Annotated in this window: 25 protein-coding genes; 14 read left to right on the top strand and 11 right to left on the bottom strand. The window is 68.3% G+C overall.

All coding sequences use genetic code 11. The annotated features are described in order from the left end of the window. The first annotated feature begins 3 nt into the window (after nucleotides 1-3). Genes mreC through C9E82_RS00600 form a run of 5 tightly spaced genes read left to right on the top strand, consistent with a single transcriptional unit; the run spans nucleotide 4 to nucleotide 5,480 of the window. Nucleotides 4-945 (top strand): rod shape-determining protein MreC, encoded by a 942-nt coding sequence (gene mreC, locus C9E82_RS00620; protein ID WP_119900176.1) that lies wholly within the window; start codon nucleotides 4-6, stop codon nucleotides 943-945. Further along, entirely contained in the window at nucleotides 938-1,477 is a 540-nt protein-coding gene (locus C9E82_RS00615) for a rod shape-determining protein MreD (RefSeq protein WP_119900175.1), read from the top strand. The genes mreC and C9E82_RS00615 overlap by 8 nt, the downstream gene beginning before the upstream one ends. Next, a complete protein-coding gene (mrdA, locus tag C9E82_RS00610; protein ID WP_119900174.1) occupies nucleotides 1,474-3,420 on the top strand; it encodes a penicillin-binding protein 2 in 1,947 nt (648 codons plus the stop codon). Before C9E82_RS00615 ends, mrdA begins: the two co-directional genes overlap by 4 nt. Nucleotides 3,421-3,426: 6 nt before the next feature. Continuing rightward, nucleotides 3,427-4,566 (top strand): rod shape-determining protein RodA, encoded by a 1,140-nt coding sequence (rodA, locus tag C9E82_RS00605; protein WP_119900173.1) that lies wholly within the window; start codon nucleotides 3,427-3,429, stop codon nucleotides 4,564-4,566. 5 nt (nucleotides 4,567-4,571) lie between these two features. Next, entirely contained in the window at nucleotides 4,572-5,480 is a 909-nt protein-coding gene (locus C9E82_RS00600) for a 2-hydroxyacid dehydrogenase (RefSeq protein WP_119900172.1), read from the top strand. 7 nt (nucleotides 5,481-5,487) lie between these two features. Here the strand turns inward: C9E82_RS00600 and C9E82_RS00595 are convergent, their stop codons facing one another. The 4 genes from C9E82_RS00595 to folK form a co-directional block, all read right to left on the bottom strand. Beyond that, nucleotides 5,488-6,138 carry a DUF2062 domain-containing protein gene (locus C9E82_RS00595; RefSeq protein ID WP_119900171.1) on the bottom strand — a complete coding sequence of 217 codons (651 nt, stop codon included), beginning with the start codon at nucleotides 6,136-6,138 and terminating at the stop codon, nucleotides 5,488-5,490. A gap of 85 nt (nucleotides 6,139-6,223) precedes the next feature. Then, a complete protein-coding gene (locus C9E82_RS00590) occupies nucleotides 6,224-8,338 on the bottom strand; it encodes a RelA/SpoT family protein (RefSeq protein WP_119900170.1) in 2,115 nt (704 codons plus the stop codon). Nucleotides 8,339-8,368: 30 nt separating this feature from the next. Beyond that, the gene (rpoZ, locus tag C9E82_RS00585) at nucleotides 8,369-8,725 is read right to left on the bottom strand and encodes a DNA-directed RNA polymerase subunit omega (protein WP_119900169.1); all 357 of its coding nucleotides are present in this window, start codon (nucleotides 8,723-8,725) and stop codon (nucleotides 8,369-8,371) included. Nucleotides 8,726-8,815: 90 nt separating this feature from the next. Next, nucleotides 8,816-9,364 carry a 2-amino-4-hydroxy-6-hydroxymethyldihydropteridine diphosphokinase gene (gene folK, locus C9E82_RS00580; protein WP_119900168.1) on the bottom strand — a complete coding sequence of 183 codons (549 nt, stop codon included), beginning with the start codon at nucleotides 9,362-9,364 and terminating at the stop codon, nucleotides 8,816-8,818. Nucleotides 9,365-9,493: 129 nt separating this feature from the next. Between folK and C9E82_RS00575 the strand changes: the two genes are divergently transcribed. Beyond that, nucleotides 9,494-10,048 (top strand): LabA-like NYN domain-containing protein, encoded by a 555-nt coding sequence (locus tag C9E82_RS00575; RefSeq protein ID WP_119900183.1) that lies wholly within the window; start codon nucleotides 9,494-9,496, stop codon nucleotides 10,046-10,048. 25 nt (nucleotides 10,049-10,073) lie between these two features. Here C9E82_RS00575 and C9E82_RS00570 read toward each other — a convergent pair whose 3' ends face one another. From C9E82_RS00570 to secG, 4 genes are all read right to left on the bottom strand, one after another. Beyond that, nucleotides 10,074-10,601, bottom strand: coding sequence for a hypothetical protein (locus C9E82_RS00570; RefSeq protein WP_119900167.1), 528 nt, complete (start codon nucleotides 10,599-10,601; stop codon nucleotides 10,074-10,076). Nucleotides 10,602-10,672: 71 nt separating this feature from the next. After that, on the bottom strand, nucleotides 10,673-11,017 hold the full coding sequence (locus tag C9E82_RS00565; protein WP_119900166.1) for a YnfA family protein: 345 nt from the start codon (nucleotides 11,015-11,017) through the stop codon (nucleotides 10,673-10,675). A 4-nt stretch (nucleotides 11,018-11,021) separates the two neighbouring features. Next, entirely contained in the window at nucleotides 11,022-12,665 is a 1,644-nt protein-coding gene (locus tag C9E82_RS00560; RefSeq protein ID WP_119900165.1) for a CTP synthase, read from the bottom strand. A 154-nt stretch (nucleotides 12,666-12,819) separates the two neighbouring features. Continuing rightward, nucleotides 12,820-13,338 (bottom strand): preprotein translocase subunit SecG, encoded by a 519-nt coding sequence (gene secG / locus C9E82_RS00555; protein ID WP_122449162.1) that lies wholly within the window; start codon nucleotides 13,336-13,338, stop codon nucleotides 12,820-12,822. A gap of 126 nt (nucleotides 13,339-13,464) precedes the next feature. On the opposite strand from secG, the gene C9E82_RS00550 reads away from it, so the two are divergent. Further along, nucleotides 13,465-14,916 (top strand): cobyric acid synthase, encoded by a 1,452-nt coding sequence (locus tag C9E82_RS00550; RefSeq protein ID WP_244935982.1) that lies wholly within the window; start codon nucleotides 13,465-13,467, stop codon nucleotides 14,914-14,916. On the opposite strand, the gene C9E82_RS00545 is transcribed toward C9E82_RS00550, so the two are convergent. Continuing rightward, the gene (locus C9E82_RS00545) at nucleotides 14,903-15,388 is read right to left on the bottom strand and encodes a hypothetical protein (protein ID WP_119898792.1); all 486 of its coding nucleotides are present in this window, start codon (nucleotides 15,386-15,388) and stop codon (nucleotides 14,903-14,905) included. The genes C9E82_RS00550 and C9E82_RS00545 overlap by 14 nt on opposite strands. 180 nt (nucleotides 15,389-15,568) lie before the next feature. Between C9E82_RS00545 and ispH the strand changes: the two genes are divergently transcribed. Genes ispH through C9E82_RS00520 form a run of 5 tightly spaced genes read left to right on the top strand, consistent with a single transcriptional unit; the run spans nucleotide 15,569 to nucleotide 18,881 of the window. Next, nucleotides 15,569-16,525 (top strand): 4-hydroxy-3-methylbut-2-enyl diphosphate reductase, encoded by a 957-nt coding sequence (gene ispH, locus C9E82_RS00540; RefSeq protein WP_119898791.1) that lies wholly within the window; start codon nucleotides 15,569-15,571, stop codon nucleotides 16,523-16,525. A 55-nt stretch (nucleotides 16,526-16,580) separates the two neighbouring features. Next, the gene (locus tag C9E82_RS00535; RefSeq protein ID WP_119898790.1) at nucleotides 16,581-17,186 is read left to right on the top strand and encodes a glutathione S-transferase family protein; all 606 of its coding nucleotides are present in this window, start codon (nucleotides 16,581-16,583) and stop codon (nucleotides 17,184-17,186) included. Then, nucleotides 17,183-17,785 carry a LysE family translocator gene (locus C9E82_RS00530; RefSeq protein ID WP_119898789.1) on the top strand — a complete coding sequence of 201 codons (603 nt, stop codon included), beginning with the start codon at nucleotides 17,183-17,185 and terminating at the stop codon, nucleotides 17,783-17,785. The genes C9E82_RS00535 and C9E82_RS00530 overlap by 4 nt, the downstream gene beginning before the upstream one ends. After that, nucleotides 17,782-18,231 (top strand): ribonuclease HI, encoded by a 450-nt coding sequence (rnhA, locus tag C9E82_RS00525; RefSeq protein ID WP_119898788.1) that lies wholly within the window; start codon nucleotides 17,782-17,784, stop codon nucleotides 18,229-18,231. The genes C9E82_RS00530 and rnhA overlap by 4 nt, the downstream gene beginning before the upstream one ends. Then, a complete protein-coding gene (locus C9E82_RS00520) occupies nucleotides 18,228-18,881 on the top strand; it encodes a trimeric intracellular cation channel family protein (protein ID WP_119898787.1) in 654 nt (217 codons plus the stop codon). The genes rnhA and C9E82_RS00520 overlap by 4 nt, the downstream gene beginning before the upstream one ends. 3 nt (nucleotides 18,882-18,884) lie before the next feature. Here the strand turns inward: C9E82_RS00520 and C9E82_RS00515 are convergent, their stop codons facing one another. Then, the gene (locus C9E82_RS00515; protein ID WP_119898786.1) at nucleotides 18,885-19,292 is read right to left on the bottom strand and encodes a group III truncated hemoglobin; all 408 of its coding nucleotides are present in this window, start codon (nucleotides 19,290-19,292) and stop codon (nucleotides 18,885-18,887) included. Between the two features lie 141 nt (nucleotides 19,293-19,433). On the opposite strand from C9E82_RS00515, the gene queF reads away from it, so the two are divergent. After that, nucleotides 19,434-19,895: a preQ(1) synthase gene (gene queF, locus C9E82_RS00510; RefSeq protein ID WP_119898785.1), complete on the top strand. Its 462-nt coding sequence runs from the start codon at nucleotides 19,434-19,436 to the stop codon at nucleotides 19,893-19,895. A 237-nt stretch (nucleotides 19,896-20,132) separates the two neighbouring features. Continuing rightward, a complete protein-coding gene (gene ileS / locus C9E82_RS00505; RefSeq protein WP_119898784.1) occupies nucleotides 20,133-23,054 on the top strand; it encodes an isoleucine--tRNA ligase in 2,922 nt (973 codons plus the stop codon). Nucleotides 23,055-23,112: 58 nt separating this feature from the next. On the opposite strand, the gene C9E82_RS00500 is transcribed toward ileS, so the two are convergent. Further along, a complete protein-coding gene (locus tag C9E82_RS00500) occupies nucleotides 23,113-24,177 on the bottom strand; it encodes a hypothetical protein (protein ID WP_119898783.1) in 1,065 nt (354 codons plus the stop codon). Nucleotides 24,178-24,224: the final 47 nt, after the last annotated feature.

Below are 24,224 nucleotides of genomic sequence, written 5' to 3'. Positions count from 1 at the left end.
TCGATGGCGCGCAAGGGACCGGATTTCGCGACGCCGCTGCGGCGTATCCTGATCGCGCTGCTGGCCATCCTGCTGGTGGCGCTGTTCCTGTTCTGGCGCATCGACAGCCCCCGCGCCGAGCAGATGCGCCATGCGGTGATCGACCGGGTGGTGCCCAGCTTCGAATGGGCGCTGCTGCCGGTGACGAAATTCGGCCAGATGGTCGCCAGCTTCCAGTCCTATGCCCGCCTCTACGAGCAGAACCAGGAATTGCGGCGCGAATTGCAGCGCATGTCGGGCTGGAAAGAGGCCGCCGTGCAGCTGGAACAGCAGAATGCCAAGCTGCTGGCGCAGAACAATGTGCGCATCGACCCGGCGCTTACCTCGGTCTCGGGGCGGGTGATGGTCGATTCGGGCTCGGCCTTCCGCCAGTCGGTGCTGCTGAACGTGGGAAGCCGCGACGGCATCGTCGATGGCTGGGCGGTGATGGACGGGCTGGGGCTGGTCGGGCGGATTTCCGGGCTGGGGCAGCGGACCAGCCGGGTGGTGCTGCTGACCGATCCCTCGTCGCGGCTGCCGGTGACGATCCAGCCCTCGGGCCAGCACGCGCTGCTGACCGGCGACAACACGGCGCTGCCCTTCCTGGATTTCCTGGAGAATGCCGACGACGTGCGGCCCGGCGACCGGGTCGTGACCTCGGGCGATGGCGGGGTCTTCCCGCCGGGGCTGCTGGTCGGGCAGGTGGTGCAGGCCACCGACGGGCGGATGCGGCTGCGCATGGCCGCCGATTACCAGCGGCTGGAATTCCTGCGCGTGCTGCGATCGCATTCGGCCGAGCCGCTGGCCGATGCCGGGGCGCTGATCCCGCCGGGCGACGTGGGGCTGATCGGGCCGCAGCTGCCGACCTCGCCCGTCGATGCGGCGATGGCGACGGATCCGCTGTCCGACGGCACCGGGAATGATTGAGGGTCCCGCCCGCCATCTGATCCTGGGCGCGGCGCTGGTCGCGCTGTGCTGGCTGGGGCTGCTGTTCCTGCGCCTGCTGCCGGTCTTCGGCGGGCTGACCGGCTGGCCGGGGCCGGATCTGGGCCTGTGCCTGATCTTCGCCTGGGTGCTGCGCCGCCCCGACCAGGTTCCGGCGCTGCTGATCGTCGCGCTGGTGCTGGTCGAGGACGTGATGCTGTTGCGGCCCATCGCGCTGTGGGCGCTGATCGTGCTGCTGGGATCGGAGGCCGCAAGACGCCGTGAAGCCCGTTGGCGCGACCAGCCTTTCATGGTTGAATGGTTGCGCGTCTCGATGCTGATCGGCGCGATGATGCTGGGCTATCGCGTGGTGCAGGTCCTGTTCTTCCTGCCGGTTCCGGCGCTGTGGCAGGTGGTGCTGCAGTTCATCGCCACCGTCGCCGCCTATCCGCTGGTCGTCTTCGCGGCGCGCTGGCTGGTGGGGCTGCGCCATGCCACCCCCGCCGAGGCCGAGATGATGAGGCATATGCGATGAAGAAGTCCGCCCGCGAGATCCTGGAGAGCGGCCGCTCGATCCGGCGGCGCGGGCTGATGCTGGGCGGCATCCAGCTGGCGGTGGCCGGCGCGCTGGGGATGAAGCTGCGCAACATGCAGCTGGAACATGCCGACGAATACCGGATGCTGGCCGACGGCAACTCGATCAAGATCCGGCTGATCCCGCCCGCGCGCGGGCTGATCCACGACCGCAACGGGCTGCTGGTGGCGGGCAACGAACAGAATTACCGCGTCACCCTGACGCGCGAGGAGGCGGGCGGCGATGTCGAGACGGTGCTGCGCAAGCTGTCGCATCTGATCCCGATCCCGGACGGGCGGATCGAGGACCTGCTGGAGGAATTTTCCAAGCGCAGCGCCATCACGCCCATCGTGCTGGCCGACCGGCTGAGCTGGGAGCAGTTTTCCTCGGTCGCGCTGAACGCGCCCGCGCTGCCCGGCGTGACGCTGGAGGCGGGGCTGTCGCGCGCCTATCCGCGCGCCGGGGACCTGGCCCATGTCATGGGCTATGTCGGGCCGGTGTCCGACTATGACCTGTCGAAGATCGAGGACCCGGACCCGGTGCTGATGCTGCCCGAGTTCCAGCTGGGCAAGGTCGGCGTCGAGAGCAGGCTGGAGGATGTCCTGCGCGGCAAGGCCGGCGCGCGCCGGGTCGAGGTGAACAGCCGCGGCCGCGAGATGCGCGAGCTGGGCCGGCAGGAGGGCGAGCAGGGCGCGACCGTGCAGCTGAGCATCGACGCCCGGCTGCAGAACTATGCCGCGCAGCGCATGGGCGAGGAAAGCGCCGCCGCCGTGGTGATGGACACGCAGACCGGAGAGGTGCTGGCGATCTGTTCCTCGCCCAGCTTCGATCCCAACAAGTTCGTGCGCGGCATTTCCGGCCCCGATTATCGCGCGCTGATGGAACATGACCACCGCCCGCTGGCCGACAAGACCGTGCAGGGCGTCTATCCGCCGGGCTCGACCTTCAAGATGGTGACGCTGATGGCCGGGCTGGAGGCCGGGGTCATCAATGCCGGGTCGCGCTTCTACTGCCCCGGCCATACCGAGGTCGGCGGCCGCCGCTTCCATTGCTGGAGCCGGGGCGGGCACGGGTCCGTCGACGCGATCAAGAGCCTCGAGGAAAGCTGCGACGTCTATTACTACGAGCTGGCGCAGCGGGTCGGCATCGACCGGATCGCGATCATGGCGCGCAAGCTGGGGCTGGGCGTGCGCCACGAGCTGCCGATGTCGGCGGTGGCGCAGGGCATCGCGCCGGACCGGGCCTGGAAGCGCGAGCGTTACGGCCAGGAATGGCAGGTCGGCGACAGCCTGAACGCCTCGATCGGGCAGGGCTTCGTGCTGGCCTCGCCCCTGCAGCTGACGGTGATGACGGCGCGCATCGCCAGCGGCCTCGCGGTCGAGCCGCAGCTGGTGCGCAGCGTCGCCGGGGTGCCGCAGCCCAGGCCCGAATTCCCGCCGCTGGACATTTCCGAGGCCAGCCTGCGCGTCGCGCGCCAGGGGATGGATGCGGTGATGAATGGCGGGCGCGGCACCGCGCGGCGCTCTCGCATCCTGCCCGAGGAATGGCGCGTGGCGGGCAAGACCGGCACCAGCCAGGTGCGCAACATCACCGCCGCCGAACGCGCCCGCGGCGTCGTCTCGAACGAGCAGCTGCCGTGGAACCGGCGCGACCACGCGCTGTTCGTCTGCTATGCCCCCTATCAGGCGCCGCGCTATGCGGTGTCGGTGGTGGTCGAACATGGCGGCGGCGGTTCCGCCGTGGCGGCGCCGGTGGCCCGCGACATCCTGCTGTTCGCGCTGGCCGGCGGGCTGCCGCCCCTGGACGCGGTGCCCTCGGACCAGCGCGCCGCGATGGAGGAGCGTCACGAGGCCATGCAGCTTTACATGCCCGAGCCCGCCCCGGCCGGCCGTTCGAGGGCCTGAGCCGCGATGTCCTATCTCGATTACCAGGTCGCCCATGTCCCGACCGGCATCCGCAAGATCCTGTATCTGAACTGGCCGCTGGTCTTCCTGCTGTCGGCGGTCTCGGGGATCGGCTTCCTGATGCTCTATTCGGTGGCGGGGGGCGATGCCTCGCGTTGGGCCGAGCCGCAGATGTATCGCTTCGCGATCGGCATGGTGGCGATGATCGGTCTGGCCTTCGTGCCGATCTGGTTCTGGCGGGGGATTTCCGTCATCGCCTATGTCGCCTGCCTGCTGCTTCTGGTGGCGGTGGACCTGTTCGGCCAGATCGGCATGGGCGCGCAGCGCTGGATCGAGATCGGCCCGATCCGCCTGCAACCCTCCGAGCTGATGAAGATCTCGATGGTGCTGATCCTGGCGGCCTATTACGACTGGCTGGACCTCGGCAAGGTGTCGCGTCCGCTGTGGGTGCTGGTCCCGGTGCTGCTGATCCTGGCCCCGGTCGGGCTGGTTCTGGCGCAGCCGGACCTGGGCACCTCGGTCATGCTGATCGCCGGGGGCGGTATCATGATGTTCGCGGCCGGCGTGTCGCTGTGGTATTTCGGCGTGGTCATCGGCATGGTCGCCGGGCTGGTCACGGCGGTGATGAAAAGTCGCGGCACCGACTGGCAGCTGCTGCGCGACTACCAGTTCAAGCGGATCGACACCTTCCTCGACCCGGCGGCCGATCCGCTGGGGGCGGGCTACAACATCATGCAGTCGCAGATCGCGCTGGGATCGGGCGGCTGGTCGGGGCGCGGCTTCATGCAGGGCACCCAGTCGCGGCTGAACTTCCTGCCGGAAAAGCATACCGACTTCATCTTCACCGTGCTGGCCGAGGAATTCGGCTTCATCGGCGCCTCGTCGCTGCTGGTGCTCTACCTGCTGATCCTGGGCTTCTGCCTCTATTCGGCGCTGAGCAACCGCGACCGTTTCGCCAGCCTGATGACGATCGGCATCGCCGGGACCTTCTTTTTGTACTTTGCCATCAACATGGCGACCGTGATGGGGATGCTGCCTGCCAAGGGCTCGCCCCTGCCGCTGGTCAGCTATGGCGGCACGGCGATGATCATCCTGCTGCTGGGCTTCGGCATGGTCCAGTCGGCCCATGTCCACAGACCGAGGTGAAGCCCATGCGCGTCCTGTTCGCCGCCCCCCAGGATGACTGGCCCCGCTGGTCGGCCGCCCTCTGCCGCGCCTGCCCCGAGATGGAGCTGCTGCAATCGGGCGATCCGGCCGGGTTCGACGCGATCATCTATGCGCCGGGGGGCGAGATCGAGGACCTGTCGCCCTATGCGAATGCGAAGCTGGTCCAGAGCCTCTGGGCCGGGGTCGAGCGGATCGTGACCAACCCGACCCTGACCCAGCCGCTGGCGCGGATGGTCGATCCCGGCCTGGCCCAGGGGATGGCGGAATATTGCACCGGCTGGGCGATGCGCGCGCATCTGGGCATGGACGGCTATGCCCAGGACGGCGTCTGGCGCAACGGTCGCAACCCGCCGCTGGCGCGCGACCGGAACGTGACCGTGCTGGGCATGGGCGAACTGGGCCGGGCGGTGGCCGCGATGCTGCGCGGGATCGGGTTCCGGGTGACGGGCTACAGCGCCTCGGGCCGGCCGGTCGAGGGGGTCGAGGTCTTCGGCGGCGGCGATCTGGACATCGCGCTGGCGCGGGCCGAGATCCTGGTGACGCTGCTGCCCGACACGGCGGCGACGCGCGGGCTGATGGATGCGCGGCACCTGGCGACATTGCCGCGCGGGGCATGGCTGATCAATCCGGGCCGCGGCACGCTGATCGAGGACGAGGCGCTGCTGGCGGCGCTGGATCGCGGGCAGCTGGGCCATGCGGTGCTGGACGTGTTCCGCACCGAGCCGCTGCCGGCCGAACATCCGTTCTGGGCCCATCCCCGCGTCAGCGTCACCCCGCATATCGCCGCCGCGACCCGCCCCGAGACCGCCGCCCCGGTCGTGGCGGAAAACCTGCGCCGCGCGATGGACGGCCGGCCGCTGCTGCATCTGGTGGATCGCGAACGGGGCTATTGAGGGGCGGTCAGGGCCGGGGCGGCGGGTCTTCCCCGTCCTTCTCGGCCGGGCCGCGCAGCCGGGCGATGCGCTCGGCCATCTTCCTTTCGCGATGCCGGTGATAGCCGCGCACCAGCGGCACGGTCAGGGCGTGGGCAAGGATCGCGGCCACCCCGCCCAGCACGGCGCCGCCGACGGCATAGGGCAGGAAGATCTGCTGGTAGAAATCCGACAGCCCGTGCCAGTCGGTCGTGCCCGGCCCGAACAGCGACAACACGTTGTGCCACAGCCCGGCGGTCGCATGGGCGAATTCGGTGAAGATGAAATGCGGCGACATCTCTCCGGGCAGGCCCAGCAGGCGGCGGCCCAGCCCGACCGCGGACAGCGCGATGAAGGGCGTGGTCAGCGGGTTGCCGGCGAAGGTGCCCACAAAGGCGGCCAGCACATTGCCGCGAATCAGCAGCGTGACCAGGGCCGCGACGATGAAGTGAAAGCCGTGCAGCGGCGAGAAGGACAGAAACACCCCGGCGGCCACGCCCCGGCCGATGCGATGCGGCTGGTCGGGCAGGCGCCGCAGCCGGTGCCACAGATAGGTGGCCGCGCGCCGGAACCCGCCGCGCGGATAGAAGGTCTCGCTGGCGATCTGGCGATAGCTGCGTGGGTTTCGGCGCTTGAACACGTTTCCCGTTCCCTGGCCCGTTTTCCGGTCTTGCCCCCGGTCTCGTCCCCCGTCTCGTCCCTGGCCCGGCCCGGCGGGGCGGATCTCAGGGTTTCAGGGCCGGGTCGCGGATCCGGGCCACCTGCGCGACGTCGCTTTCGGCCTCCAGCGCCGTCAGCAGGTTGTGCAGATGCTCGCGGTCGCGCAATTCGACCTCGACTTCGAGACGGTAGAAATCCGGCTTGCGATCGATGAATTCCAGGTTCGAGATATTCGCCCCCTGCTGCCCGATCAAGGTGCAGATTCGCCCCAGGACCCCCGCATCGTGGCGGATGGTCAGGTGCAGGAACGAGGAATAGGCGGCGGGGTGGCGGCCGTCGCGCCATTGCAGGTCGATCCAGCGGTCGGGATTGTCCTCGAACTCGGCCAGGACCGGGCAGTCGATGGCATGGATCACCACGCCCTTGCCGCGATAGGTGATGCCGACGATGCGTTCGCCCGGCAGCGGGTTGCAGCAGGGCGCGCGCGTGAAATTGGCATCGGCCTCCAGCCCGGCGATGGGGCGGGCGCCGTCGACCTCTTCGGGGTGGTCGGCCAGGTCGGGATAGAGCGCGGTCAGCACCTCCTTGGCGGAATGCTCGGCGCTGCCGATCCGGGCCAGCAGTTCCTCGGCGCTGTCCAGCCCCATCTGCTTGGCGGCGGTGCGCAGCGCCTTGTCTGTGACGCGGCGGCCGACATGTTCGAAACTGACGCGGACCAGTTCGCGGCCCAGGCGGATGAAGCGGTCGCGATCCTCCTCGCGCAGGCTGCGCCGGATCGCGGCCTTGGCCCGGCCGGTCACCACGATGTCCAGCCAGGTCGCCTGCGGGCGCTGCCCCGAGGCGGCGATGACCTCGACCGACTGGCCGTTCTTGAGCCGCGTCCACAAGGGCACGCGGATCCCGTCCACCTTGGCGCCGACGCAGGAATTCCCCAGCCGCGTATGGATCGCATAGGCGAAGTCGATCGGCGTGGCCCCCTTGGGCAGCTGCAGCACGTCGCCCTTGGGGGTGAAGCAGAAGACCTGATCCTGATACATCTCCAGCTTCACATGTTCGAGGAAATCGTTGTGATCCTCGTCGTCGAAGCGGTCGGTCAGGGTGGCGATCCACCGGGCGGGATCGACGGCGAAGGGGTTCTTGGCCAGCACGCCGTCGCGATAGGACCAATGCGCGGCGACGCCGGCCTCGGCGACCTCGTGCATCTGGCGGGTGCGGATCTGCACCTCGACCCGCTTGCCGTCGCGGCCCGAGACGGTCGAGTGGATCGAGCGGTAGCCGTTCGATTTCGGCTGGCTGATATAGTCCTTGAAGCGCCCCGGCACCGCCCGCCAGCGGTGGTGGATCACCCCCAGCGCGCGATAGCAGTCCATTTCCGTCCGGGTGATGATGCGGAAGCCGTAGATGTCCGACAGGCGCGAGAAGGCCAGCTGCTTCTCCTGCATTTTCCGCCAGACGGAAAACGGTTTCTTGGCGCGGCCGAAGACATCGGCCTCGATGCCTTCTTTTTCCAACTCGCTGCGGATGTCGGCGGTGATCTGGCCGATGATGTCGCCGGATTCGCGCTGCAGGCTGACGAAGCGGCGGATGATCGAGTTGCGCGCCTCGGGGTTGATGACCTTGAAGGCCAGGTCCTCAAGCTCCTCGCGCATCCATTGCATGCCCATGCGCCCGGCCAGGGGCGCATAGATATCCATCGTCTCGCGCGCCTTCTTGACCTGCTTTTCGGGCCGCATCGAGCGGATCGTGCGCATGTTGTGCAGCCGGTCGGCCAGCTTGATCAGGATCACCCGCAGGTCGCGGGACATGGCCATGAACAGCTTGCGGAAATTCTCGGCCTGCTTGGACTGGGCGCTGCTCAGCTCCAGGTTGGTCAGCTTGGTGACGCCATCGACCAGGTCGGCGATCTCGGGGCCGAACAGCTGCGCGATCTCGTCCTTGGTCGAGCGGGTGTCCTCGATCGTGTCGTGCAGCAGCGCGGTGACGATGGTGGCATCGTCCAGCCGCATCTCGGTCAGGATGGCGGCGACGGCGATCGGATGGGTGAAATAGGGCTCGCCCGAGTGGCGGAACTGGCCCTCGTGCATCCGCATGCCGTATTCATAGGCATCGCGGATCAGGTCGGCATTGCAGCGCGGGTTGTAGTTGCGGACAAGCGCAATAAGGTCTTCGACGTCGATCATGATCTGCCGAAGACCCCCGTCAGTTCCAGCTCAGCCGCGCTGGTTGGCTTCCAGCATCATGCGCAGCATCCGCTCTTCCGATTCCTCGTCGGCGGGTTTCGGGCGGTCGATCTCGGCGCCCAGCAGCAGGGCCATCGCGTCTTCCTCGGGCTCGTCGACCTCGATCTGGGTCTGGGTCGATTCGATCATCCGCTCGCGCAGGTCGTCGACGGGCTGGGTTTCCTCGGCGATTTCGCGCAGGGCGACGACCGGGTTCTTGTCGTTGTCGCGATCGACGGTGACGGCGCTGCCCGACGCGATCTCGCGCGCGCGATGGGCGGCCAGCATCACCAGATCAAAGCGGTTGGGAACCTTGTCGACGCAGTCTTCAACCGTTACGCGGGCCATGAATCACCTTTGGGGTTCGAATCGGATATCCGGGGCGAAGACGGATAACTGGTCGCGCTTTGGCGAAATGTCAAGGTAAGGCCGGGTTTTTCAGGCATCGAGCGGCGTCATTCCCGCCAGCGCCGCAGGCGGCAGGTCGGCCAGCATCCGCGCCACGCTGAGCCCGGTCAGCGGATGGCGCCAGCCCGGCGCGATCTCGGCCAGGGGGGCCAGCACGAATCCGCGGTCCTGCAGGCGGGGATGGGGCAGGACCAGCCGGTCGGGCGCCTCGCGGGACTGTGCCTGGGGTTGAAGACCGATCCACTGGCGCAGCGTCGCCTCGTCGGGCATGATGCGGTCGTCATGCGCGATCAGGTCAAGATCAAGAACCCGTGCCGACCACCGGCCGGTGCTGCGGTCGCGGCCGAAGCGCGCCTCGATGGCATGCAGCCGTGCCAGCATGTCCTCGGGGCCGAGCGTGGTGCCGAAAAGCGCCGCCGCGTTGACGAAATCGGGACCAGAGCCGGTGGGGACAGCGGGAGTTCGCCAAAACCGGCTGACGGCGGTTATTGAAATATTCGGTTCACTATGCAGAATGCGCAAGGCCGTGTGCAGGCTGTCCCTGGCGTCCCCCGCTTCGGACGGCAGGTTCGCCCCCATCGCTATGATCCCAAAAGACAAGTTAAGATTGTTCTGACCTTGCAATACACTCTTCCCAGGCTGGAACGGGCCCCAACTCACAACCGAGGCATGTCTGACGGCACAAGGCTTCATTGAAGGCAACTAATGATGTTTTACAAGGACGATCGACTCGCGCTTTTCATCGACGGCGCAAATATCTACGCCGCCGCGAAAGCGTTGGGATTCGATATCGACTACAAGCTTTTGCGGCAAGAGTTCGACCGCAGGGGCAAGCTCCTGCGCGCGTATTACTATACCGCGCTGATGGAGGGTGAAGAGTACTCGCCGATCCGACCGCTGGTTGACTGGCTGCATTACAACGGCTTCTGCGTCGTCACCAAGCCCGCGAAGGAATATACCGACCAGATGGGCCGCCGGAAGGTCAAGGGCAACATGGATATCGAGCTGACCGTGGACGCGATGGAGCTTGCGCCGCGGCTGGATCATGCCGTGCTGTTCTCGGGCGACGGCGATTTCCGTCCGCTGGTCGAGGCGCTTCAGCGCCAGGGGGTGCGGGTCTCGATCGTCTCGACGATCCGCTCGCAGCCGCCGATGATCGCGGACGAGCTGCGCCGCCAGGCCGACAACTTCATCGAGCTTGACGCCCTGCGCGACATCATCGGCCGGCCGCCGCGGGAAACCCCGGCCCCGACCGAGGAATAGCGCGCAAGGGGGGCCTTCGGGCGGGTCAGTCGCCCGCCACGAAGGCCTGCCATTCGCCGTCCGGGCCGATGAACACCCGCCAGTGGATCCAGCCGCCGAAATCGCGGATGCCCTGCAATTCCTCGACCGAGACCAGGCGATAGGCATCGACCTCCTGCTCCGGCGTCAGTTCAGTGGGATCCAGCTGCGACAGGTAGGGCCAGGCGAAGCTCTGGCCCTCGGTCTCGTTGCCCAGGACGGCATGAGGCATTTCCAGCGCGTTCAGCAGGATCGCCAGGATCTCGCGCCCGGCCTCGTCGCCCGCGGTCTCTTTCAGATAGCCGACCGGGTCGTCGGGCAGGCCGAAGCTGACCGTGGGCGTGCTGCCCTGCGCCTCGATGATCGCCCGCAGCCCCTCGATATCGCCGCTGCGCGCGACCTCGATCAGGGCGGCGCGGGTCTCTTGCACGGCGGGGGGCAGTTCGGCCGGATCCTCGCCGATCCGGACCTCGGGGCCCTGGGCGAGGGCGGCGCCGGCCCCGATCAGCAGCGGCAGCAGGAAAAATCCGCGCATCCTGGCGATCCTTTCATATCCGTTCCCGGCCGCCATGCTGGCCGCGCGGGGGCGGCGGGGTCAAGCCCGGTTCAGCGGGACATCATCAGCGGACCCGCCAGGATGGTCGCCATCCCGGCAAGGCAGAGCGCCCCGCCGATCAGGTCCCAGCGGGTCGGCACCTGTCCCTCGATCAGCCACAGCCACAGGATCGAGGCGGCGATATAGATGCCGCCATAGGCCGCATAGGCCCGGCCCGCGAAGCCGGTCTCGATCCGGGTCAGCAGGAAGGCGAACAGCGCCAGCGAGACCATCCCCGGCACCAGCCACAATGCGCTGCGATCCAGCCGCAGCCAGGCCCAGAAGGCGAAGCAGCCGGCGATTTCCGCGAAGGCGGCCAGCACATAGGCGGCAAGGGATCCGGTCAGCGCGGGCATTCGATCAGACCAGCCGCCCTTCCAGCATCGCCGCCCGCACGAAGCCCGCGAACAGCGGCGCGGGATCGAAGGGTTTCGACTTCAGCTCGGGATGGGACTGCACGCCGATGAACCAGGGATGGTCGGGATATTCGATCACCTCGGGCAGCTTGCCGTCCGGCGACATGCCCGAAAACGACAGCCCCGCCTGCTCCAGCGCCTCGCGATAGGTCGCGTCGACCTCGTAGCGGTGGCGGTGGCGGTCCTCGATCTCAAGCGCGCCGCCATAGATCTCGCTGATCTTCGAGCCGGGCTGCAGCACCGCGGTATAGGCGCCCAGCCGCATCGTGCCGCCCTTGTCGTCGGAAACCTTGCGCTGGACGGTGTAATTGCCCTGCACCCATTCCTTCAGGTGATAGACGACCGGGGTGAAGCGGGTCTTGCCGGCCTCGTGGTCGAATTCCTCGGAACCCGCGTCGGGCATGTCGGCCAGGTTGCGCGCCGCCTCGATCACCGCCATCTGCATCCCCAGGCAGATGCCCAGATAGGGGACGTTCTTTTCGCGCGCGTATTTCGCCGCCGCCACCATGCCCTCGGTGCCGCGCTCGCCGAAGCCGCCGGGCACGATGATGCCGTGGTAGCCGTCCAGAAGATGCGCGCCCTCGCCCTCCAGCTTCTCGCTGTCGACCCAGTCGGCGCGCACGCGCACGCGATTGGCCATGCCGCCATGGGTCAGCGCCTCGGCGATGGACTTATAGGCATCCTCCAGCTGGGTATACTTGCCGACCACGGCGACCTTCACCTCGCCCTCGGCATTTTCCAGCCGGTCCATCACGTCTTCCCAGCGCGCCAGGTCGGGCCGGGGGGCGGGGCTGATCTGGAAGGCGTCCAGCACGGCGCGGTCCAGGCCCGCGCGGTGATAGGCCAGCGGTGCCTCGTAGATCGACTTCAGGTCATAGGCCGGGATCACCGCATCGGGGCGGACATTGCAGAACAGCGCGATCTTGGCGCGTTCCTTTTCCGGGATCGGATGTTCGCTGCGGCAGACCAGCACGTCGGGGGCAAGGCCGATGGATTGCAGTTCCTTGACCGAATGTTGCGTCGGCTTGGTCTTCAATTCGCCCGAGGCGGCCAGGTAGGGCAGCAGCGTCAAGTGCATCAGGATGCATTCGCCGCGCGGGCGTTCGTGGATGAACTGGCGGATCGCCTCGAAGAAGGGCAGGCCCTCTATATCGCCGACCGTGCCGCCGATCTCGCACAGCATGAAATCGACCTCGTCCGCGCCGATCGACAGGAAGTCCTTGATTTCGTTGGTAACGTGCGGAATGACCTGGATGGTCTTGCCCAAGTATTCGCCGCGCCGTTCCTTTTCCAGCACGTTGGAATAGATCCGCCCCGAGCTGACGCTGTCGGTGCGCCGCGCCGACACGCCGGTGAAGCGTTCGTAATGGCCCAGGTCCAGGTCGGTCTCGGCCCCGTCATCGGTCACGAAGACCTCGCCATGCTCGAAGGGCGACATCGTGCCGGGATCAACGTTCAGATAGGGGTCCAGCTTTCGCAGCCGGACCGTGAAGCCTCGGGCCTGCAACAGCGCCCCCAGCGCCGCCGAGGCCAGCCCCTTGCCAAGGGACGAAACCACGCCGCCGGTAATGAAGATGTAACGCGCCATGGAGGCCCCCGTGATGTGCATTTCTCAAAATGATAGCGGGCCGCCGAGCGGCGGGTATCACGGGACTTGAGATATAACCGATTCGCCCCGTGGCCGCAACGGACCGCAAGTTGATGTGGGGCAGAAAGGCTCTGCCCCTAATTGTAGTGATGGCTCAGTTGCCGCCCTGGGGGGCGGGGGCGTCGGCGGCCGGCGCCTCTTCGGCGGGCGCGGGGGGTGCCACGGCTTCCGTCGCCGGAGCCTCGGGCGTCTGGGCCGCGGGTGCCTCGGCGGCGGGCGCCTCTGTGGCGGGGGCCGGTGCCGTCGCGCCGCCCGCCGCGTCGGGCGAGGGCGGGGTCAGCGGATCGCCGCCGGTCGAGGGGGGCGGGGTATAGGTCGGCAGCGTCGGCGTGCCGGGGGCCGACTGTTCCTGCTGGGGCACGCCCAGCTGGTCCATGATCGAGCCGGTCGAGGTCTGGCGCGCCGCGATCACGGTCAGGGCGACCGAGGTCACGAACAGCGCGATGCCGCAGATCCAGGTCAGCCGGGTCATCGCATTGGCGGCCTGGCGGCCGGTCATCACGTTCCCGCCGCCGCCCATGCCCAGCCCGCCGCCCTCCGAGCGTTGCAGCAGAACGACCCCGGTCAGCAGCACCGCGAGGATCAGATGGACGGTCAGGACGACATTTTCCACGAATTTCGGCCTTTCATTTGCGGACGCGCCTATCTAGTCACCCAGGAAGATGATGGCAAGCAGAGTGTCCCCATGCCCGCAACGAAGTCTGCGACGAACCTGTCTGCGACGACGTCCCGCGCGGTGATGATCCAGGGCACCGGCTCGAATGTCGGCAAGTCGCTGCTGGTCGCGGGCCTGTGCCGCGCGGCTTTCAGGCGGGGGCTGAAGGTCGCGCCCTTCAAGCCGCAGAACATGTCGAACAACGCCGCCGTGACCGCCGACGGGGGCGAGATCGGCCGCGCGCAGGCCCTGCAGGCGCGGGCCTGCGGGCTTCAGCCGCTGGTGGACATGAACCCGGTGCTGCTGAAGCCCGAGACCGATACCGGCGCGCAGGTGATCCTGCAGGGCCGCGCCCTGGGCCGCGCGCAGGCGCGCGACTATGCGGGGTTGAAGCCGCGGCTGCTGGAAGGGGTGCTGGACAGCTTCCACCGGCTGCGGGCCGCGCACGATCTGGTGATCGTCGAGGGCGCGGGCAGCCCGGCCGAGATCAACCTGCGCCCCCGCGACATCGCCAATATGGGATTCGCGCGCGCCGCCGGGGTGCCGGTGGTGCTGGCGGGCGATATCGACCGGGGCGGGGTGATCGCGCAGATCGTCGGCACCCAGGCGGTGATCGACGAAGGCGATGCCGCGATGATCCGGGGCTTCCTGGTCAACAAGTTCCGCGGCGATCCGGCGCTGTTTCAGGACGGCTATCGCGCCATCGAGGCCCGGACCGGCTGGCGCGGCTTCGGGGTGCTGCCCTGGTTTGCCGGTGCCCATCGCCTGCCGGCCGAGGATGCCGTGGACCTGCGCCCCCCAACGGGCGAGGGGCTGCATGTCGTCTGCCTGTGCCTGTCGCGCATCGCCAATTTCGACGACCTGGACCCGCTGGCGGCCGAGCCGGGCCTGCGGCTGACCATGCTGGGGCCGGGCCGGGCGATCCCCGGCGATGCTGCGCTGGTCGTCATCCCCGGCAGCAAGTCCACCCGCGGCGACCTGGATTTCCTGCGCGCGCAGGGCTGGGACATCGACCTGGCCGCGCATCATCGCCGCGGCGGGCATGTGCTGGGCATCTGCGGCGGCTATCAGATGCTGGGCCGGATCATCCGCGATCCGCTTGGCGCCGACGGCGCGCCGGGCCAGACGCCGGGCCTGGGGCTGCTGGAAGTAGAGACCGAGATGTCGGCGGAAAAGCGGCTGGAACGGGTCGTCGGCACCGCGCTTGGCCAGCCGGTGTCCGGCTACGAAATCCATATGGGCCGCAGCTTCGGCCCCGATTGCGCCCGCCCCTTCGCGCATCTGCCCGCCCCCGAGGGCGCGATCAGCGCCGATGGCCGGGTGATCGGCACCTATCTGCACGGGCTGTTTTCCGACGACGGCTTCCGCGCCGCCTATCTGGCGCGGCTGGGGGCGGCCTCGACCCCCGGTTTCGAGACAGGCGTGGACCATGCGCTGGACGCGCTGGCCGATCATGTCGAGGCGCATCTGGATGTGGCGGGGATCCTGTCCGTGGCCGATGGCGGATCGGGCCACGGCGCGGTCAGTCGAAACTGACCTGGATATTGTAGTAGCCCCAGTCGTCGTTCGACTTGTCGCGAACGCCCTCGACGAAGCCCGACACCGCCGCGCCCAGCATTCCGCCATTCGCCGCGGCCGAGCTCCTGTTGCTGGCCGAGGTCTTGGAATAGGGCTGGCTGACGGTGCTGCGCATCTCGCCGTCCAGGGTGCAGGTGGTGGTGACCGGCTGGCTGTTCGCCTTCTGGTCGGGAAGGTTGACCAGCGCGGGGGTCACGACGCTGGCCGTATAGCCGACGCCCTGAAGCTCGCAGGATACGCCGGTGACTTCCTTCTTGTCCTTGCGGGTTCGCACCTCGGTCGGCTCGAAGCCGATCACCCCGCGCAGGGGCGGGTTGCCCGTGGGCGTCACCGAAACCGGCGCCGAGGCGATCGGCGCGCGCTCGGCGCAGGCAGAGAGCAGGATCGCGACAAGGCCCAGCAGCACGGGGGCGGTTTTCGGAATCGTCATGAATTGTCCCATTGAAATTTTCGTGATCTATCCGCATGGCCGCGGCGGGGGCAAGGCATCGGTTAAATCTTTCAGTTCATTGCCGGTTCCTGCCGTGGCGGGGCCGGCCGCGTCGCGCCGGGGCGCGTTCCGGCGGCGCGGGTGCTGGACGGACGCGCGCTGTCGCGCTAGGGCAGGGGCATGGAACATGCGAAGCCGCCCCTGACCCTCTATCTTGCCGCGCCGCGCGGGTTCTGCGCCGGCGTGGACCGCGCCATCAAGATCGTCGAGATGGCCCTGCAGAAATGGGGCGCGCCGGTCTATGTCCGCCACGAGATCGTGCATAACAAGTTCGTCGTGGACGGGCTGCGCGAGAAGGGCGCGGTCTTCGTCGAGGAACTGGACGAATGCCCTGACGACCGGCCGGTGATCTTTTCCGCCCATGGCGTGCCGAAATCCGTCCCGGCCGAGGCGCAGCGGCGCAACATGATCCATGTCGACGCGACCTGCCCGCTGGTCACCAAGGTCCATGTCGAGGCCGCCCGCCATCACGAGGAAGGGCTGCAGCTGGTGATGATCGGCCATGCCGGCCATCCCGAGGTGCTGGGCACCATGGGGCAGCTGCCCGAGGGCGAGGTGATCCTGGTCGAGACGGTCGAGGATGTCGCGGCGATCACGCCGCGCGATCCCGACCGGCTGGCCTTCATCACCCAGACCACGCTGTCGGTCGACGACACGGCCGCGATCGTCGAGGCGCTGCAGGCGCGTTTTCCGCGGATCATCGGCCCGGCCAAGGAAGACATCTGCTATGCCACCACGAACCGCCAGGCGGCGGTCAAGGCGGTGGCGCCGAAGATCGACGCGCTTCTGGTGATCGGGGCGCCGAATTCCTCGAATTCGAAGCGGCTGGTCGAGGTCGGCCGGGCGGCGGGCTGCGGCTATTCGCAGCTGGTGATGCGCGCCGACCAGATCGACTGGCGCGCCATCGACGGCGTGCGCTCTGTCGCCGTGACCGCCGGGGCCAGCGCGCCCGAAGTGCTGGTCAACGAGGTGATCGACGCCTTCCGCGCCCGCTATGACGTCGCCGTCGAGGTGGTCGAGACCGCGCAGGAGAATGTCGAGTTCAAGGTGCCGCGGGTGCTGCGGATGCCGGCGTGAAGGCCGGGGCTCTGCCCCGGACCCCGGGATATTTCAACCAAGGCGAAAGAGCGGGATGAAGCTTTATTCCATGCCCTCCTCGGGGAACAGCTACAAGGTGCGCCTGTTGCTGGCGCTGCTGGGGCGCGATTGCGTCATCGTCGATGTCGAGGAGTCCTCGGCCGAGCTTCTCGCGGCGAAGGCGGCGGGCGCGCTGCCCTTCGGCAAGGCGCCGGTGCTGCATCTGGACGACGGGCGGATGCTGCCCGAATCGAACGCGATCCTGGTCTGGCTGGGCGAGGGGACGCGCTATCTTCCCGGCGATCCGGTGGCGCGGGCGCGGATGCTGTCCTGGATGTTCTGGGAGCAGAACCAGCATGAGGGCGTCATCGCCGTGCGCGCCGCGCTGCACAGCTATCCCTCGCGCGCACATCTGGCCACGCCCGAGCGGATGGCCGAGCTGCTGGAGCGCGGCCATGCCCTGCTGGCGGTGATGGAGGAGCACCTGGCCGGCCATGACTGGCTGGCGGGCGATGCGGTCAGTCTCGCGGATATCGCGCTTTACGCCTATACTCACACGGCGGGCGAGGCGGGCGGCTTCGAGATGGCGCGTTTCCCCGCCGTCAATGCGTGGCTGGCGCGGGTGGCCGCGCTGCCGGGATATGTGGGGCTTTCGGGATGAGCATCGACTATCTGCTGACCGCCTTCATCGTCTGCGTCAGCCCCGGCATCGGGGTCGTCTACACGCTGTCCTCGACCCTTGGCGGCGGGCTGCGGGCCGGGCTGTGGGCGGCGCTTGGCTGCACCGTCGCCACGGTGTTCCACATGCTGGTGGCCATGGCCGGGCTGGCGGCGCTGCTGCATGCCAGCGCGCTGGTCTTCCAGCTGGTGAAATTCGCCGGCGTCGCCTATCTGATCTGGATGGCCTGGGGCGTGCTGCAGGGCACCGGCGGCATGGAGCTGCGCCCCGGCGCGCCGCTGCCGGCGCGGCGGATCGTCATGCGGGGGATCATGCTGAACCTGCTCAACCCCAAGCTGCCGCTGTTCTTCGTGGCCTTCCTGCCGCAATTCATGCCCGCCGGATCGGCGCCCGCCCTGCTGGTCGAGCTGGGCGCGGGCTTCACCGCCATGACCTTCGCGGTCTTCGCGCTTTACGCGGCGCTGGCGGCCAGCGGGCGGGACGCGGTCCTGGCGTCAGAGCGGGCGATGACCTGGCTGCGCCGCGCCTTCGCGGCCTCGTTCGCCGCGCTTGGGCTGAAACTGGCGGTGAGCCGGGCGTGACCGAACTTTATGCATGGACGGACGGGGCCTGCAGCGGCAATCCCGGCCCCGGCGGCTGGGGCGTGCTGCTGCGCGCCCTGGAGGACGGGCGCATCGTCAAGGAGCGCGAGCTGCAGGGCGGCGAGGCGCAGACCACCAACAACCGCATGGAGCTGATGGCGGCGATTTCCGCGCTGGAGGCGCTGACCCGGCCGACCGGGATCACCATCGTCACCGACAGCGCCTATGTGAAGAACGGCGTGACCCAGTGGATCCACGGCTGGAAGAGGAACGGCTGGAAGACCGCCGGGCGCAAGCCGGTCAAGAACGACGACCTGTGGCAGCGGCTGGACGCGGCGCAGGCGCGCCACAGGGTCAGCTGGGAATGGATCAAGGGCCATGCCGGCCATCCCGAGAACGAGCGCGCCGACGAGCTGGCCCGCGCCGGCATGGCGCCGTTCAAATGATCCTGGACCAGATCACGCCGGGCGCGCTGATCGCGGTGCTGGACTATGGGGCCGTGCTGGTCTTCGCGCTGACCGGGGCGCTGGTGGCCAGCCGGGCGCAGCTTGACCCGGTGGGCTTCATCTTCATGGCGGCGCTGACCGCCGTGGGTGGCGGCACGCTGCGCGACCTGATCCTGGGGCGCGAGACCGTGTTCTGGGTCGCCCAGCCCGCCTATGTGCTGATGGCGGCGGGGGCGGCGCTGGTCGTCTTCTGGACCGCGCATCTGATCGAGAGCCGCTACAAGCTGCTTTTGTGGCTGGACAGCATCGCGCTGTCGGTGGCAGTGGCCGCCGGGGTCGGCGTAGCGATGGAGGGCGGCTTCGGCCCGGTCATCACCATCATCATGGGCGTCGTCACCGGCACCTTCGGCGGGCTGATGCGCGATGTCGTCGGCAACGAGGTGCCGCTGGTGCTGAAGCAGGGCGAGCTTTACCTAACGGCGGCCTTTGGGGGCGCGCTGGTGGCGGTGCTGCTGGGCCAGCTTGGCCTCGGCCGGTCCGAGGCGCTGATCGCGGGGGCGGCGATCGTCTGGGTGCTGCGCGCGGGCAGCCTGCGCTGGGGCTGGCGGCTGCCGGTCTATCGCCCGCGCCCGCCGCGCGATCGCGGCTGAACCCTAGCGCAGGATCGGCGGGCCGGGGCGGCGATGGCGTTCCGAGATGTCCTCGACCCCCATGCGCAGGCCCGCGCCGATGCGATGGGCCAGCGCGGACCAGCCCGCCGCCGCGTCCGCCGGCAGGCTGCGGCGCAGGGTCTCGTCGAAGAGCGCCAGCCAGATCGGGAAATGCGTCGACTTCACATCGCCCGCCGCCAGATGCGCCTGCATCGGATTGCCGTCATAGCCGGGCTGATAGAGGATCGCCTTCTTCCAGAACCGGGCGATCTTCGCCTCATGCGCGGGCCAGTCGGCGACGTGGCGGGCGAAGACCGGGCCCAGCACCTCGTGCCGGCGCACCGCGGCGTAGAAGCTGCGGACGACGCGGTCGATATCCTGGGGCGAGACGGGAAAGCGGGGCGGGATCATCGGTGAGGCGGACAGGGAATGGCTTTGTCCATAGGTGGACTGCGGGCCTGCCTGGCGCAAGGGTCGGTTTGACGCGGGTGGGGGCGGCTGCTATCCGGGCGCTCCGGTCGCAGCCCACCCGGTCAAAACAGGAGCCCCGAGATGAGCCATTACACCGACGCGCTGACCCAGCTTGGCGCGAAGACGACTTTGCCGCAGAGCCCCGAGGAGGCGGTGCTGGAACGGGTGCCGAACCCGCAGCCGGGCGAGGCCTATGTGGTGCGCTTCACCCAGCCCGAATTCACCAGCCTGTGCCCGATCACCGGCCAGCCCGATTTCGCGCATCTGGTGATCGACTATGTGCCGGGCGACTGGCTGGTCGAATCGAAGTCGCTGAAGCTGTATCTGGGCAGCTTCCGCAACCACGGCGCCTTTCACGAGGATTGCACCGTGGGCATCGGCAAGCGGCTGGTCGGGCTGCTGGCGCCGCGATGGCTGCGGATCGGCGGATACTGGTATCCGCGCGGCGGGATGCCGATCGACGTCTTCTGGCAGAGCGGGGCGGTGCCCGAGGGGCTGTGGCTGCCCGAGCAGGGCGTGGCCGGCTATCGCGGCCGGGGCTGAATGGGCCGGGGAAGGAAGGGGGCGCTGCCCCCGTCGCCGTGCCGGCGACTCCCCCGGGATATTTGGACCAAGATGAAAAGACTGGGCTGCTTGCAGCGGATCGCCGGCCTTCCTATAGAGGGCGGCATGGAATTTTCGGTGTTCGGCTTTCGAATTAGCGGCCCGGTGGCGTGAGGTTTCGCGCCGCCGGGTAGCCCCATGTCCGAAGACCCCAGAGGCCCATAAAGGAACGCCCCGATGAGCGCCAATGACAGCCGCGCCGACGCACCCGATTACCGCGACACCGTTTTCCTGCCGCAGACCGATTTCCCGATGCGTGCCGGCCTGCCCGCCCGCGAGCCGGAATGGCTGGCGCGCTGGGAGCGGATCGGCATCTATGACCGCCTGCGCGAGCGCGCCGCGGGGCGGACGCCGTTCATCCTGCATGACGGGCCTCCTTACGCGAACGGGAACCTGCATATCGGCCACGCGCTGAACAAGGTGCTGAAGGATTTCATCGTCCGGTCGCAGCAGATGATGGGCCGCGATTCGCGCTATGTGCCGGGCTGGGACTGCCACGGCCTGCCGATCGAGTGGAAGATCGAGGAGCAGTATCGCCAGAAGGGCCAGGACAAGGACGCCGTCGACATCGTCGAGTTCCGCCAGGAATGCCGCCGCTTCGCCGAGCATTGGGTGGATGTGCAGCGCGACGAGTTCAAGCGGCTGGGCGTGACCGGCAAGTGGGACGATCCCTATCTGACCATGGACTATCACGCCGAGGCGGTGATCGCGGCCGAGTTCATGAAGCTGGTGATGAATGGCAGCCTGTATCAGGGCAGCAAGCCGGTGATGTGGTCGCCGGTCGAGAAGACCGCGCTCGCCGAGGCCGAGGTGGAATACAAGGACCATACCAGCCACACGATCTGGGTGCGGTTCGGGGTGGTTGCGTCGCAGGGTATTTTCGCAACGAAGAAGCCTGCCAGCGTGGTGATCTGGACCACGACGCCCTGGACGATCCCGCAGAACCGTGCGGTCGCCTATCATCCGGCGATCGCCTATGGCTTGTATGAGGTCGGCGGGGTGGCCGAGAACGCGACGGCGAAGCCGGGCGAATTGCTGGTGCTGGCCGATGCGCTGGCCGAGAGCGTGATGAGTGCCGCGAAGGTCGCGGACTGGCAGCGGGTCGCGGATGTGGCACCGGCGGATCTGGAGGGGCTGGTGCTGGCCCATCCGCTCCGGGGCGTCGAGGGCGGCGCGGGCGAGTGGGATTTCGACGTCCCCATGCTGGCCGGCGAGCATGTCACCGACGAGGCGGGCACGGGGTTCGTCCATACCGCCCCCAGCCATGGCGACGACGACTATCAGCTGGGGCTGAAGCACGGGCTGCCGATGACCTATAATGTCGAGCCGGACGGGTCCTATCGCGCCGACCTGCCGCTGTTCGGCGGCCAGGCGATCATCGAGCCCGACGGCAAGGACGGGCCCGCGAATGTCAGCGTGATCAAGCAGCTGGCCTGGGCGGGCGCGCTGCTGGCCAAGGGCAGGATCAAGCACAGCTATCCGCATAGCTGGCGCTCGAAGGCGCCGCTGATCTATCGCAACACGCCGCAATGGTTCGCCGCCATCGACAAGCCGCTGGCCGATGGCATGGGCGAATATGGCGACACGATCCGGGCGCGGGCGCTGGCCTCGATCGACCGGCTGGTGCGCTGGACGCCGCAGACCGGCCGCAACCGGATCCACGCGATGGTCGAGAACCGGCCCGACTGGGTGCTGTCGCGGCAGCGCGCCTGGGGCGTGCCGCTGACCTGCTTCGTCAGGCGCGGCGCCAGGCCCACGGACGAGGACTACCTGCTGCGCGACCAGCGCGTGAACGACCGCGTCATCGCCGCCTTTGAGCGGGACGGCGCGGATGTCTGGTATCGGGACGGCTTCAAGGCGCAAATGCTCGAGGGCGTCGCGGATCCCGAGGATTACGAGCAGGTCATGGACGTGCTGGACGTGTGGTTCGATTCTGGCTCGACCCATGCCTTCGTGATCCGCGACCGCGCCGATGGCAGCCCCGACGGGATCGCCGACCTGTATCTGGAGGGCACCGACCAGCATCGCGGCTGGTTCCAGTCCTCGCTTCTGCAGGCCAGCGCGACCAGGGGGCGGGCGCCTTACAAGGGCGTGCTGACCCATGGCTTCACGCTGGACGAGAAGGGCATGAAGATGTCCAAGTCCCTGGGCAACACCATCGTCCCGGCCGAGGTGATCCGGCAATACGGCGCCGACATCCTGCGGCTGTGGGTGGCGCAGGTCGATTACGGCGCCGACAGCCGCATCGGCCCCGAGATCCTGAAGGGCGTCGCCGACAGCTATCGCCGGCTGCGCAACACCTTGCGCTTCATGCTGGGCAGCCTTGCCGGCTTTGCCGAGGCGGAACGGGTCGCCCCCGAAGAGATGCCCGAGCTGGAGCAATGGGTGCTGCACCGGCTGGCGCAGCTGGATCATGCGGTGCGCAGGGGCTATGACGCCTATGACTTCCAGGGCCTGTTCCAGACGCTGTTCCAGTTCTGCACCGTCGATCTGTCGGCCTTCTATTTCGACATCCGCAAGGACGCGCTTTACTGCGATGCGCCGGACAGCCTGCGGCGGCGTGCGGCCCGGACGGTGCTGGACATCCTGTATCACCGGCTGGTCACCTGGCTGGCGCCGATCCTGCCCTTCACGATGGAGGATGTCTGGCTGTCGCGCTTCCCCTCGGACCAGGACAGCGTGCATCTGCGGGACTTCCCGGCGACGCCGGCCGACTGGCTGAACGAGCCCTTGGCGGCGAAATGGGACCATGTGCGCCGCGCCCGCCGCGTGGTGACGGCGGCGCTGGAGGTCCGGCGCAGCGACAAGACCATCGGGGCCAGCCTGGAGGCCGCGCCGGTCGTCCATGTCGAGGATCCCGAGGCGCTGGCCGCGCTGAAATCGGTGGATTTCGCGGATATCTGCATCACCTCGGACCTGTCGCTGACCGCCGATCCGGCCCCGGCCGAGGCCTTCCGCATGGCCGAGCTGCCGGGCGTCGGCGTGGTCTTCGAGCGCGCGATGGGCGAGAAATGCCAGCGCTGCTGGAAGATCCTGCCCGATGTCGGCAGCCACGCCCATGCCGGGGTCTGCGCGCGCTGCGACGCGGTCCTGGGCTGATCCTCGGCGGGAATGACAGAAGGCCCGGCGTGATGCCGGGCCTTCTGTCATCGGGGGCTCAGACCAGCCACCAGCCCTTGCTTTTCAGCTGGTTGCGGATCGCCTGTTCCTTCGAGGGCAGGGCGTCGCGGTCGAACATCGGGCGGATCTTCTCGCGCCCCTTGCCCTGGTAGATCAGCTTCTTCGCCGGACCCCATTCGCGCAGCCGCTTCTTGAGCCGGTTCGGCGCCACCGCCCGTTCCAGGTGATCCACCGCCGCGTCGCTTTCGCGCGCATAGAGCAGCGGCAGGTTGCGATAATGGCAGGTCACGTCGCCATCCAGCCCCTTGAGCCCGGGTCCCGGCCGGGCGCCGCCGAAGGAATGGATCACCAGCGGCAGGATCACCTGGTCCAGCCAGGGATCGAGGCTCTGGCAGGCCAGCGCGTCGCCGGGATCGCTGCGCAGCTCCTCGGCCCAGTCGCCGAAGCGGCGGCCGAATTCGGCCGGATCGGCGCCGAAGAACCAGCCGGCGTTGAAATAGAGATAGCGTTCCCAATGCTCGTCCGGCTGGCCCAGGTCCAGCGTGGAATCGAAATCCAGCCCGAAACGGTCGTAGAGCGATTTCCAGATGTCCGCATAGCCCGGCCCATAGAGCGGCGGCTTCGGCCAGGTCCCTTCGCGGCGCATCGAGGCCGAGGGGCGGTCGAAATCGAAGCCGACCGCGTCCAGCGGGCCGGTGACCAGCGTGTCGGTGTCGAAGAACAGGAAGGGCTGATTGGCGGGCAGGGCGGCCAGCGCCTCGATCTTGTTGCCATAGGGATAGCGCGCGCCGAAGCGCGTCGCGGTGAAGGGCAGGATGCGGGCGCCCATCTCCTCCAGAAGCGCGCGGGTTTCGGGGGCGATCTGCGTGTCATGGCCCTCCCAGGCGGCCTCGGGGCGGGGCTCGGCCACGAACAGCTGCCCCTGCCAGTCGGGCGCGGCCAGCCGCAGGCTGGCGGCGAAGACCAGCGCCTCGAATTCCAGCCGTCCCGATTGTGCGACGATCAGCAGATTCGCGGAAGACGGGGCGGGGGCCTGCCCTTCCGCCGGCTTCGCCTTGCGGGGCTTGCCGGGGGCATTCCTGGACTTCTTGTCGGAATTCATGACCTTCCCCGTTGCAACCCGGCGCGGCGCGATGACGCTGCATTGCA

It is taken from the genome of Paracoccus sigandri (genome assembly GCF_003709565.1).
GTDB classification, from domain to species: Bacteria; Pseudomonadota; Alphaproteobacteria; order Rhodobacterales; family Rhodobacteraceae; genus Paracoccus; species Paracoccus siganidrum.
This window is presented reverse-complemented; position numbering and strand designations above follow the sequence as displayed.